The organism is Rhodopseudomonas sp. BR0M22 (assembly GCF_010907035.1).
In the GTDB taxonomy this organism is placed as follows: Bacteria; Pseudomonadota; Alphaproteobacteria; order Rhizobiales; family Xanthobacteraceae; genus Rhodopseudomonas.
In genome coordinates, this window is sequence record NZ_QUMK01000065.1 from 22460 (window position 1) to 33445 (window position 10986).

Annotated in this window: 11 protein-coding genes and 1 tRNA gene; 7 read left to right on the forward strand and 5 right to left on the reverse strand. The window is 64.1% G+C overall.

Going from position 1 to position 10986, the window contains the following annotated elements:
• Positions 1 to 47: 47 nt before the first annotated feature.
• Complete coding sequence (locus DY468_RS19270; protein WP_164606393.1) at positions 48 to 3374, reverse strand: PAS domain-containing protein; 3327 nt, start codon at positions 3372 to 3374, stop codon at positions 48 to 50.
• A gap of 325 nt (positions 3375 to 3699) precedes the next feature.
• Here DY468_RS19270 and DY468_RS19275 point away from each other — a divergent pair, with 325 nt between their 5' ends.
• The 3 genes from DY468_RS19275 to DY468_RS19285 all read left to right on the forward strand — a co-directional run bounded on the left by DY468_RS19275 (position 3700) and on the right by DY468_RS19285 (position 5013).
• A complete protein-coding gene (locus tag DY468_RS19275) occupies positions 3700 to 4083 on the forward strand; it encodes a phasin (protein WP_164606394.1) in 384 nt (127 codons plus the stop codon).
• A gap of 247 nt (positions 4084 to 4330) precedes the next feature.
• Entirely contained in the window at positions 4331 to 4762 is a 432-nt protein-coding gene (locus DY468_RS19280) for a phasin (RefSeq protein WP_164606395.1), read from the forward strand.
• Between the two features lie 174 nt (positions 4763 to 4936).
• A tRNA-His gene (locus DY468_RS19285) sits at positions 4937 to 5013 on the forward strand.
• Between the two features lie 21 nt (positions 5014 to 5034).
• Here DY468_RS19285 and DY468_RS19290 read toward each other — a convergent pair.
• The gene (locus tag DY468_RS19290) at positions 5035 to 5430 is read right to left on the reverse strand and encodes a hypothetical protein (RefSeq protein WP_164606396.1); all 396 of its coding nucleotides are present in this window, start codon (positions 5428 to 5430) and stop codon (positions 5035 to 5037) included.
• A 200-nt stretch (positions 5431 to 5630) separates the two neighbouring features.
• Here DY468_RS19290 and DY468_RS19295 point away from each other — a divergent pair, with 200 nt between their 5' ends.
• From DY468_RS19295 to DY468_RS19305, 3 genes are all read left to right on the forward strand, one after another.
• Positions 5631 to 5915 (forward strand): hypothetical protein, encoded by a 285-nt coding sequence (locus tag DY468_RS19295; RefSeq protein WP_349644305.1) that lies wholly within the window; start codon positions 5631 to 5633, stop codon positions 5913 to 5915.
• Between the two features lie 307 nt (positions 5916 to 6222).
• The gene (locus DY468_RS19300; RefSeq protein ID WP_164606398.1) at positions 6223 to 6600 is read left to right on the forward strand and encodes a hypothetical protein; all 378 of its coding nucleotides are present in this window, start codon (positions 6223 to 6225) and stop codon (positions 6598 to 6600) included.
• A 224-nt stretch (positions 6601 to 6824) separates the two neighbouring features.
• Positions 6825 to 7499 carry an AAA family ATPase gene (locus tag DY468_RS19305; protein WP_164606399.1) on the forward strand — a complete coding sequence of 225 codons (675 nt, stop codon included), beginning with the start codon at positions 6825 to 6827 and terminating at the stop codon, positions 7497 to 7499.
• Positions 7500 to 7819: 320 nt separating this feature from the next.
• Here DY468_RS19305 and DY468_RS19310 read toward each other — a convergent pair whose 3' ends face one another.
• Together DY468_RS19310 and trxB are read right to left on the reverse strand one after the other, a co-directional pair.
• On the reverse strand, positions 7820 to 8743 hold the full coding sequence (locus DY468_RS19310) for a LysR family transcriptional regulator (protein WP_164606400.1): 924 nt from the start codon (positions 8741 to 8743) through the stop codon (positions 7820 to 7822).
• A 7-nt stretch (positions 8744 to 8750) separates the two neighbouring features.
• On the reverse strand, positions 8751 to 9716 hold the full coding sequence (gene trxB, locus DY468_RS19315) for a thioredoxin-disulfide reductase (protein WP_164606401.1): 966 nt from the start codon (positions 9714 to 9716) through the stop codon (positions 8751 to 8753).
• A 254-nt stretch (positions 9717 to 9970) separates the two neighbouring features.
• Here trxB and DY468_RS19320 point away from each other — a divergent pair, with 254 nt between their 5' ends.
• On the forward strand, positions 9971 to 10453 hold the full coding sequence (locus tag DY468_RS19320; RefSeq protein WP_011159609.1) for an Lrp/AsnC family transcriptional regulator: 483 nt from the start codon (positions 9971 to 9973) through the stop codon (positions 10451 to 10453).
• 36 nt (positions 10454 to 10489) lie between these two features.
• On the opposite strand, the gene DY468_RS19325 is transcribed toward DY468_RS19320, so the two are convergent.
• Entirely contained in the window at positions 10490 to 10900 is a 411-nt protein-coding gene (locus DY468_RS19325; protein ID WP_164606403.1) for a DoxX family protein, read from the reverse strand.
• Positions 10901 to 10986 lie beyond the last annotated feature (86 nt).

Below are 10986 nucleotides of genomic sequence, written 5' to 3' on the forward strand. Positions count from 1 at the left end.
TCTAATCATGCCCGCAGGGCATGCTTCGCACGACACGTCGGATCCGCTCACGCCGCCGCAGGCGCGTGGGCGAACACCACTTCGATCAGGGTGCCGGATTGCGGCGCGCTTTTGATGTGGAAGCTGGCGCGGTTGGCTTCGACCAGCGCCTTGGTCAGCGACAGGCTGACGCCGGCGGCTTCGGTGCGATCGCTCGGCGCCGGAGGGCGGAACGGCTGCAATGCGGCGGCAAGTTCGTCGTCGTTGAGCCGGCTGCCGGTGTCGCGGACGCGGAGCACCACCTCGCCGAAATCGCTGAGCGCGGTCGAGACGATCACCTGCCCGCCGACATTGGCGAGATGAATCGAGGTGCCGATCAGGTTCATGATGATCTGGCGCAGCGCCTGTGCGTCGGCCACCACGGTCGGCAGCAGATGCGACAACGAGGTACGAATGATGATGCGCTCGCGATTGGCCTGCGGCTGCATCACCGCGACGCTTTGCTCGACGAGCTCGTTGAGATTGATATCGGCAAAGGCGAGATCGAGCTTGCCGGTTTCGATCCGCGACAGATCGAGCAGGTCATCGACGATGCCGATGACGCGCTCGCCCGACGCGCGAATATCCTTCATGTATTCGACGTAGCGTTCGTTGCCGAGCGGGCCGAACCGCTCTTCGAGCATCACCTCGGCAAAGCCGATGATGGCGTTGAGCGGTGAGCGGATCTCGTGGCTGAGCCGCGCCAGCACGTCGGCCTTGGCGTCAGTGGCGCGCTCGGCGAGTCGTTTGGCCTGGCTCAATTCGGTTTCGGTCCGTTGCGCCCGGGACAGATCGCGGAACACGGCGAAGAAGTTCGGCCCGTCGGTTCGGGTCCGGCCGATCGTCATGCTCAGCGGAAACTGCCCACCTTCGCGCACCTGCCCGAGCGCTTCGAGCCCGTGGTCGAGCATGCTCTCGGCACGGCCATTCTTGATGCCGTCCAAGTAATCCAACACGGCAGCCCGGCTTTCCGGGGCGAACAGCTCGATCAGATTGAGTTGCACCAGGGCGTCGCCGCCATAGCCGAACAGTGCCTCGGCGCTGCGGTTGGCCGCGCTGATCTGTCCGGCTCCGTCGAACATCATGACGCCCTCGGCGGTGGTGTCGAGGATCGTGCCGAGTTCTTCGGCATTTGCCGCACCCACGACGGCGGGCACATCCTCGATCGCAGTCGCCGGCGCGAACGGCAGCTCGGTGACGGCTTGAGGCTCAGCGGCGGCCGAGCAGATCAGCGCCAGTGCCTGTTCGCCGTCCCAGGCGATGGTGAACAGGCGCGCCTCCGTGGGCGTGGCGTCACCGCTTTGTGCCGCTGTGATGGTGATCGGGGTGCCGCTCTCCGATGTGCTGCTCGCCTCGTCGACGTCAGAGCCGACGTACAGCGCGTCGAGGCCGCCGGCCTCTTCTAGCGCGGCGACGCTTGGGAAGCCCATCCGTTTCAAGAACGCCGGGTTGGCGTAGAGCAGTCGATCGAGCCGGTAGATCAGAACGCCGACAGGTATCAGGTCGAACAGCAGGCGGTCGCGTGCGCTATCGCCGCTGGCGGCCATGGCGGCATCGCGAAGCTGATCAGTATCGGCAGGCGCTTGTTCGGGCGCAGCGCTCGGCTGCTCATCCGCTTGCGTGTCGGTCGTCTCATCGACGATCGACGGCGTGTCGGCGGCGGTGTGGGCCTCGCTCTCGAGCCGGGCCGCCAATTGCCGTGCCAGTTCGTGGAAGGCGCTGTTCTCGCCCGGAGTCAGCGACGGCGCACGCGGATCGCTACCGGGCCGGAATGGCAGGACGTTTTTCGGGGTATCCAAGGGAGTGTCCACGGGGTTCAAGAGCGGGGCCAGGGCAGAGGCCTGATCTGAAGCGGTGTTTTGCGACGCGCGGTCAGCTGACAGCGGCCTTGGCGCAGGCTCGCTCCGGCCAGACGGACGTTGTGCGGCGAGTTGATCGAGCGCGGCAAGATCGCGGCAGACGCCGAAGCCGCGATAGCCGATGAACGATCCGTCCCGATCCTGCACCGGCAGGCCGGACATCTCGATCGGCAGCCGCAGCGCCGTACCGTCCGCGGGCCATTGCAGCGTGATGCCGCTCCAGGTGTGGCGGGTGGCGAGCGCCTCGGCGACGCGGCCCTCGGGGTCGAGCCCGAGCCGGTCGGCGACCTCGGTCCAGCGCTCGCCGAGATTGGCGGCGGTGTGCGGACCGATCAGGCGGAGGAATTCGTCCGATGCAATCGCCAGCCGGCCGTCGCGGTCGATCTGCCAGACGAAGCGCAGAGGATGACGCCGTGGCGCCGGCGGCTCCGGTGTCCGCTCGATGGTGGATTGGGCTTCTTCCGTCACCGGCTCCGATCCGGCTTGCTCGGACACGGCCACGACGTCTGTGGCGGCCGGCATCGGTTCTGGCTCGACGGCTTCCGGCGCCTCGGACTCGTCGGTGACCGACGCGCAATCGACAGCAGGCTCCTGCGCCCGGGCCGGTTCGGCTGCGGCCTCGGCCTCAGCGGGGGCGGGCTCGGGATCGGGCACGTCAGCAGACGATTCCGGCGGCGTGTCGCCGAGCAAGGTGAATTCGGCGGGGGCTTCGCTGAGGGTGTCGAAGGCCTCGTAGTCCGGCTCCGGCGGCGACGCTGCGGCCTCGATCGGCTCAGTGCTCGTGGACGATTCCGCGTGGGGATGCTCCAGCGGTGCCGCTTCCGGGGGCGGAGATGGCTGTGTGGGGGTGTCCGGCACCAGCAGCGCGATCAGGCCGACATCGGTCCCGCTGCCAACTCGCTGCAATACCAATCGGCCGAGCCCGATCGGAATCTCGGCGCGACCGAGCCGCAGGGCCTCCGTGCGAGCCTGATCGAGCCCGGCTTCGCTCAAATTGCGGAAGCCGAGCAGAGTGCGCGCGGCGACGCTCGAGCCGACGAACAGACCGTCGCTCGCGAATGCCGCAATCGGCGTGTCGACACCTTCGACCAACCCGCGCAGCCGGTCGATCAGAGACATCGGGCGTCCGATCATTTCGACTGCGGCGATCAAAATCCCCGTTTTGCCGTCAGCGAAGCCTAGCCGGGTGCAGGCGCAGGTCACCGGGCCGCCGAGCGGAGCGCCGAAGCCACGCAGCCGCTCCAACCTTGGGACACCGCTCGGCGGCAACTTGGCGGCGAGTTGGGCGACCTGACGCCGGTGCGGGTCTGCCGGTCTGAGTGTTCGGCCGGCGAGTTCGGTCGCATTGCTGGCGCCGAACAGCCTGACCGCAACGGGGTTGGCCCACAGGATTCGGCTGCCGTCAGTCGACCATAGCCAAGCCGGCAGCGTCCGCGTCGCGTGCTCCGCGAGCCGGGGATCGTCGACCCCTCGCAATTGAAAGTCCCAGTTGGTCATCGCTACTCTTACGCCGCGGCTGGCCAGCGGTGGTGGACAGGGCACGGGGCCTGAGAACCTTAACAATTCATTATCACGGGCGTCCCACGTCAGGTCCACGATCCCGCTGCGCCTATCCCGTCTTAAGCGCGGATAACCTTAATTCGGTCATCACCCCGGACCTGAAACGCCCCTATTGCGTTGAAAGGTTGCAAAACCGATGCAATCGGTCACGATCCGCGAGTCGACATCGGCCGGTCACACCGGCGATGCGATCGGTCGATACAGTCTCGGAGACCGGCGAAGCTCGGTTCGGACGGCGGCTAACAGGTGGAAGGAACTGACGATGGATCAGGAAGCGCGTGATCGATTTGAGATTCCCAAGGAAGTGCGTTCGATGGCCGAGGCTGGTTTCGACCAGGCCCGGAAAGCGTTCGAGCACATGCTCTCGAGTGCCCAGCAAACGGCCTCAACCATCGAGGATCGGGGCGCTGCGGCCCGTGCGAACGCCAAGGAAATCACCACCCGCGCCGTCACGTTCGCCGAGCGCAACGTCCACGCGGCTCTCGACTACGCGCAGCAGCTTGTCCACGCCAAGGACCTCGGCGACGTAATGCGACTGCACGCCGAATATGTGCAGGCGCAGATGAAGGCGCTCGCCGAGCAGGCCAGCGAGATCGGTCAGGTCGTCACCAAGGCGGCTCAGGACGTCGCCAAGCCGAAAAGCTGAGCGCCTGTCCGAGCGGAGACGGGGCCGCGCCAGACGACGCTCCGGCCGGCCTTCGTCTCTACACGTCTGGCGTGTAGAAGGCGCGGAATGTGGCATTGTGATGCACTCTTATGTTGCATTGCACAATTTCTGTGATAGTCTGTGATTACTGGACGACCTCTGTCGTCCTGGGCTCGGCATACAGCCTGAACACGACGCGGGCCGCGTGCGGGTCATTTCGATTTCCCCACCAGCGAAGGATGCACCTATGGCCGATTCGAGCGATCCGTTTTCCACCGTGATGCCGTTCCAGCTTCCCGAGCAGGTGCGTGCCTTCGCCGAAAAGGGAGTGTCGCAGGCCCGTGAGAGCTATGCCAAGCTGAAGGACGTTGCCGAGACCCAGAACGGCACGATCGAGGCCGTGTTCACCACGGCGAGCAAGGGCGCGACCGATTATTCGGCCATGCTGTTCGACTTCGTGAAGACCAACACCAGCGCCAGCTTCGACTTCGCCCACAGCCTGATCGGCGCCAAGACCCTGCCGGACATGATGGAATTGTGGACGTCCCACGCCAAGAAGCAGATCGAGACGCTGACCACGCAGACCAAGGAGCTGACCGAGCTCAGCCAGAAGGTCGCCGCCGACACCGTCGAGCCGATCAAGGCCAACGCCTCGAAGATCTTCAAGCCGGCGGCCTGATCGGGCCCGTTTCGCCTCGTTTTCAAGGCCCGGGCCCTGCGCCCGGGCCTTGTCGTTTGCACGATGTTGTCGACAGCACCCCCGACATTGGTCTTGCGGTCGATCACGGCCTTGCCAAAACGCGGCGTTGCACCTAGTTTCCGCCCGTTCGCGGCCGCCTCGGCCGCGCCGGATGCAGTTGTAGCTCAGTTGGTTAGAGCGCCTGTCTGTGGAACAGGAGGTCGGTGGTTCGAGCCCACCCAACTGTACCACCCGTTTTTCAACCCCTTTCTTCAAAATGCAGCGCCTTCGTCCATGGCGCCAAGACGTCGGAACGTTGTCCCGCCGATGCGGTCGCGGGCGATTGTGTCGGCGCGACTCGTGCACGCGGTTGGAACAGAATCGACGACGCTCACGTTGCCGGCTGAAGGCAGCAGGGGCGGCAGGTCGATATGACGAGCACAGAACTGAGCGATCAGGCGATATCGGTGTTGGTCGATGTCGCGCGCGCATCGGGGCGTGATCTCAATACAGCGCAGCGTCTCGAGCTCGACCGCCTGGTAGCCGGCGGTTTCCTGGCGGTGAGCCGCACGGGACAAGTCGCTGGCCAGACTCACTATCGCTTGACCGTCGAAGGTCAGCGCGCGCTCGACGACCGGGGAGCCGGTGCGAACGAGGCTTAGCGGCAAGGAGGCTTAGCAAGAGTTGTCGGTTTGTAACTCCGCCACTGGAGTTCGCGCGTTGCTTGCGAATTCGTCGCGGCTCCCGCACAATTGAGTCAATCAAATAGCTCGCTGGGAAAGTGCCGCTGGTAAGCATCGGCACAATTGGGGGCCTGATGATTTCGACCCGATCGATCTTGCGACGACACGCCGGTAGCTTTTTTGCTGTGGCTACGATCAGCCTCGGTCTGTCGGTGGCGGCGACCGACGTGCGCGCCTACACGGCCGAGCAGCAGCAGGCTTGTTCGGGTGATGCGATGCGGTTGTGCGGTGCGTTCGTGCCCGATGTCGACCGGATCACTGTCTGCATGATGCAGAACAAGGCGCAACTGACCCCTGGATGTCGTGCGTTTTTTGGCCCCGCGCCGACCGCGATGCACTCCGGGAACGCGCGCAGCTCCAAACCCGTCAGCCTGAAACCTCACAAGCGGCATCCGCGGGTGCGTCACTAGAGCAGCTCTGTCTTTCATAGAATCAGAGCTGATCCACGCCCGCCACACGCACAACCTCATGGTGAGGAGGCGCGTAGCGCCGTCTCGAACCATGTGACGCAGGCAATGCGTTGCCCCATCCTTCGAGACGCCCAGCTTCGCCTGGCTCAGGATGAGGCCTCAGTGCCTTCGGAAAGGTCGGATCGTTCAATCAAACGATGAACCGCTCTAATCGCGACGTCATCCGGAGTTCCGTGGATCCGCGCGACAGCTTGCCGCGTTGGTGCCGAGATCGACGCTCATATCTCGCGCCTTGAGGAGAGCTTCAGTGACACAGATCGATCACCGCGCCGAACTCGAGCGTCACCTTCAGTGGTTCGAGGCCAAGCTGCCCCCACGGCCCGCTCAGTTCGTCGGCTGGCTACGGCGGCCGTCGTCGAAATACGTTCGGCTCCCGCTGGGCGTCGCGCTGGTCGGTGGTGGTATGCTCAGCTTCCTGCCGGTACTCGGCCTTTGGATGTTGCCGCTCGGCATGGTGCTGATCGCGCAAGATGTGCCGGCGTTGGAGAAGCCGACTGCGCGGGCTCTGAATTGGGTCGAGCGAAAATGGCTGGAGCGACAACGTGCTCGCGGCATCGAGATCACGCCGTTGGCGCCGCCTCAGGCCTCCGGAGCGCCGGATTCCTCCGCCAAGCACGCCGCATAGCTTTTCGTTTCGGGCGATCCGATCGCAATCCTCATCGACTCGAAAACCGCCGTCGCAACTCAACCAGCGTCCGCAGATGAAGGTGCGCGAAGGAACATATGTGACTCGAAAGCACGATCATCGGCACAATCTGGCGAAGCGATGATGATTGATTGCAATTTTATCTTTCACGAATCAGCGAGCTGATTCACCTTCGCCGCGAAGGTCAATCGGGAGGCCAGCGTATGAACGTCATCGTTTTTGCTTCGCGTAAAGGTGGTTCGGGAAAAAGTACCCTGACTGCTCATTTGGCTGCACAGGTTCACAAGGCATCGCGTCCCTGCCTGCTGATCGATGCCGATCCGCAAGGCTCGCTGACGCTGTGGCACAAGCTGCGCGGCACGAACGAGCCGCCGCTTCGCACCGCGACGCGCTCGGTAAGCGACATCATCGCGTCTGCCAAGCGTGACGGGATCGAATGGGTGTTCGTCGACACGCCGCCGAACCTGTCCGCTGTCGTCGACGATGCGATCCGCAACGCCACGATGGTGATCATTCCGGCGCGGCCGGGTGTGTTCGACGTCAACGCGGTGCAGGACACCATCCAGACCTGCCGTTCGCATCGCAAGCCGTATGCGGTCGTACTCAACGGCGCACCGGCGCTGCGTGACGAAGTCGAAAGCCGGATCGTCACCATCGCGCGCGATGCGCTCGCCAAGTTCAAGGCGCCGGTCTGGGGCGGACAGATCACCAATCGTGCCGATCTTCTGATGGCGCTTGGTGAGGGACAGGGAGCCCGCGAATACGCTGCCGAGGGCCGTGCGGCCTACGAGGTCAATCGGTTGTGGGCGGCGATCGAACGCTCCGTCAAGGCGATCCGCGGCGCCGGAAACTCCGGTATGCACAAACAGGCGGCCTGATCGCCGCGAACGACTCTTCCAGCGCGCGGCCTTCCGCGCGTTTTTTTCATGCAGAGCCGTGATCGATCGTCTCTCACCGAGTGAGCGATCCGACGTGCAGAAAAAAACCGGACTCACGAAGAGCCCGGTCTAAGGTCTTTGGCCTGATAGGCCGACACAATCACCTTCCAAGAGGGATAACTGAAATGTCGCGCCACCGGAGGAGGGGGACTTCTAAGTAGCGCGACCCCTCAGCATGGGTATGATTTGATCCGCGATCCGGCCGGCCGACAAGCCGGCGTCCCGCATGTCAGACATGCGAAGCGTCGGGGGGCGACAAATCAGCCCGGCCAGCGCTGTGCCTTGTTGACGACGAAGTCGCGGAACACCTGGACGCGCGCCACCGTCTTCAATTCCTCCGGATAGACGAAGTAGGTGTCGAGCTGGATCGAGTCCTCTTCGCCGAACAGCTGCACCAGGCGATTGGTGTCCTCGATCAGATAGTCCGGAAGCGCGGCGATGCCGAGGCCCTGCTGGCAAGCGCGCACCAGGCCGAGGATGTTGTTGACCTTGAAGTACGGCTCACGCGGCGCAACGCCGTTGCGGCCGGCCTCGATCAGCCAACTCCTGTTCTGCAGATGCGGCGGCACCTGACTGTCGCTCAGCATGATCAAGCGATGATCGTCGAGTTCTTCGAGAGTGCGCGGCGTACCGAAGTTCTTGATGTACTCCGGCGAGCAATAGGCGTGGAAGCCGATCGAGAACAGCTTGCGCTGGATCAGGTCGGGCTGGGTCGGCTTGCGGGTGCGGATCGCGACGTCGGCCTCGCGCATCGACAGATCGAGTTCTTCGTCGGTGACGATCAGCGAGATCCGGATCTCCGGATACAGCGCGGTGAATTCGCCGAGCCGCGGCACCAGCCAGTGGATGCCGAGCCCTGGTGTGGTGGTGACCTTGAGGTCGCCGCTCGGCCGTTCACGGCTGTCGGTGAGCTTTGCACGCGCCGCCTGCAACTGCATGAACACGTCGTGCGCGGTGCGGAACAGCAGGTCGCCCTGTTCGGTGAGGATCAGGCCGCGGGCGTGGCGATGAAACAGCGAGACCGAAAGCTCCTGCTCCAGCGCACTGACCTGTCGCGAAACCGCCGACTGCGACAGCCCGAGCTGCTCGCCCGCATGGGTGAAACTCCCCGCTTCGGCAGCGGCGTGGAAGACCTTCAGCTTATCCCAGTCCATATCGGTGAACCCGTCGCGGTGTCGCGCCATCAGAGAGTCATTCGGCCGCTTGGCGGTCGCCGGCGCGCAGCGCCAGGAAGCGTTCGGCTTCGAGGGCCGCCATGCAGCCCATTCCGGCGGCAGTGACGGCTTGGCGGTAGGTCTCGTCGGCGACATCGCCGGCGGCGAAAACCCCGGGCACCGAGGTCGCGGTCGAATTCGCCGCGACCTCGACATAGCCCGATGGTTTGAGCTTGATCTGGTCTTTGAACAGCTCCGTCGCCGGCGCGTGGCCGATCGCGATGAAAACGCCGTCGGCCTTGACCTCGCTGGTCGTGCCGCTCTTGACGTTCTTCAGACGGACATGGGTGACCTTGGTCGGATTCTCGGCGCCGCAGATTTCGTCGACCGCGACGTCCCAGATCACTTTGATCTTCGGGTGCTTGAACAGCCGATCCTGCAGGATGCGCTCGGCGCGGAAGTGGTCGCGCCGGTGTACGATGGTGACGCTGGCGGCGAAATTGGTCAGAAACAGCGCTTCCTCGACCGCGGTGTTGCCGCCGCCGACCACCACGACATCCTTGCCGCGATAGAAGAAGCCGTCGCACGTCGCGCAGGCCGAAACGCCGAAGCCTTTGTAGGTCTGCTCGGATGGGATGCCGAGCCAGCGCGCTTGGGCGCCGGTGGCGAGAATCAGGGTATCGGCGAGATAGACGTCGCCGCTGTCGCAGGTCAGTCGGAACGGCCGCTGGCTGAGGTCGAGATCGACCACGAGGTCGGTCTTGATCCGGGTGCCGACATGCAGCGCCTGCTTCTCCATCTGCTCCATCAGCCACGGGCCCTGGATCACGTCGGCGAAGCCGGGATAATTCTCCACGTCGGTGGTGATGGTGAGCTGGCCTCCAGGCTGCATGCCCTGAATCAGGATCGGCTCCAGCATCGCGCGGGCGGCGTAGATCGCGGCGGTATAACCGGCTGGCCCGGATCCAATGATCACGACCTTGGCTTGAACCGGACTCGGCATAAATCAGTCCCCGAAACTGAGGGCGGCGCGAAGCAGGGTAGTCCTGGCTGGGGCATCGCCAATGGGCGGAAGATCAGACAGAAGTCTATGGTATTTGGTGAGCTATGCAAGATTTGCAACACCTCCGTGCGGATTTCCCACCGGGTTTGGAAAACGAGCTGTGAGCATCGCGAAATAAAATTACCCAAATTCCGCGAGGTACGCTAAGAGAGGCTGTTTGTAAGCCGAATCCGCCTTGCGGGAATAGCACCAGCGTGACCAAGAGCCTCGACCAGATCGACCTCAAGATCCTGCAGGAAATCCAGGACGACGGCCGAATCACCAATGTCGAACTGGCCAAGCGGGTGGGAATTTCCCCGCCGCCATGCCTGCGCCGGGTCAGGACGCTGGAGGAGGAAGGCTACATTCTCGGCTATCGCGGTCTGCTCGACCCGGCCCATCTCGGCTTCGACGTGACGGTGTTTGCCTCGGTGCATCTGTCCAGCCAGGCCGAGGCCGACCTGCGCGGTTTCGAGGAGTTCGTCCGCAACGAGCCGCTGGTGCGCGAGTGCTGGATGCTGTCGGGCGAAGTCGACTTCATCCTGAAATGCGTCGCGCCGGACATGGCGACGTTTCAGAATTTCGTCGCCCATCTCACCGCCGCCCCGCACGTCCGCAACGTCCGCACCTCCCTGGTCCTGCGCAACTCGAAATATGCCGCCGCGGTGCCGCTGGAGTTGAAGGCGGCGACGACCTGACGCCGCCGCCGCGATCGTTTCAGCGCTGGTGCAGCGTCAGCGATCGCGCCCAAGGACACGATCGAGGCTGATCGGCCCGCCGCCCGTCGTGGCCAAGTACAAGCACGTGAAGCACATCGCGATCGCCAGGCTGCCGCCGTTCAGCAGCGGCAGCCAGACCGGCGTTGCGCCCTTGAAGACGTGGCCGAGGAAATACGCGAACGCCATCTCGCCCGACAGGATGAAGGCGACCGGGCGGGTAAACAGGCCGAGCATCAGCAGCGCGCCGAGGATCAACTCCAGGCTGCCCGCCGCGCCATACAGCGAGAACAATTCGACCTTGGCGAACATCGGTACGGCGGGAAATTTGAACAGCTTGGCCACGCCGTATTGAAACAGCAGCAAACCGGTGATGAAGCGGAGAAGGCTCAGGGCAAACGGCTGCCAGCGCGCGAACGACTGATTCATGGACGATCCTGATTCTCGAGGGGGGCAGTCGCGGCGGACCAGAATGCTGCCGACCGGCCGGAACCTTGCCGCAATACCATGGCACC

Coding starts and splice junctions, on each gene's coding strand:
- DY468_RS19270 (WP_164606393.1), bottom strand. CDS start 3,374: ATGACCAACTGGGACTTTCAATTGCGAGGGGTCGACGATCCCCGGCTC.
- DY468_RS19275 (WP_164606394.1), top strand. CDS start 3,700: ATGGATCAGGAAGCGCGTGATCGATTTGAGATTCCCAAGGAAGTGCGT.
- DY468_RS19310 (WP_164606400.1), bottom strand. CDS start 8,743: ATGGCGCGACACCGCGACGGGTTCACCGATATGGACTGGGATAAGCTG.
- DY468_RS19325 (WP_164606403.1), bottom strand. CDS start 10,900: ATGAATCAGTCGTTCGCGCGCTGGCAGCCGTTTGCCCTGAGCCTTCTC.
- DY468_RS19305 (WP_164606399.1), top strand. CDS start 6,825: ATGAACGTCATCGTTTTTGCTTCGCGTAAAGGTGGTTCGGGAAAAAGT.
- trxB (WP_164606401.1), bottom strand. CDS start 9,716: ATGCCGAGTCCGGTTCAAGCCAAGGTCGTGATCATTGGATCCGGGCCA.
- DY468_RS19280 (WP_164606395.1), top strand. CDS start 4,331: ATGGCCGATTCGAGCGATCCGTTTTCCACCGTGATGCCGTTCCAGCTT.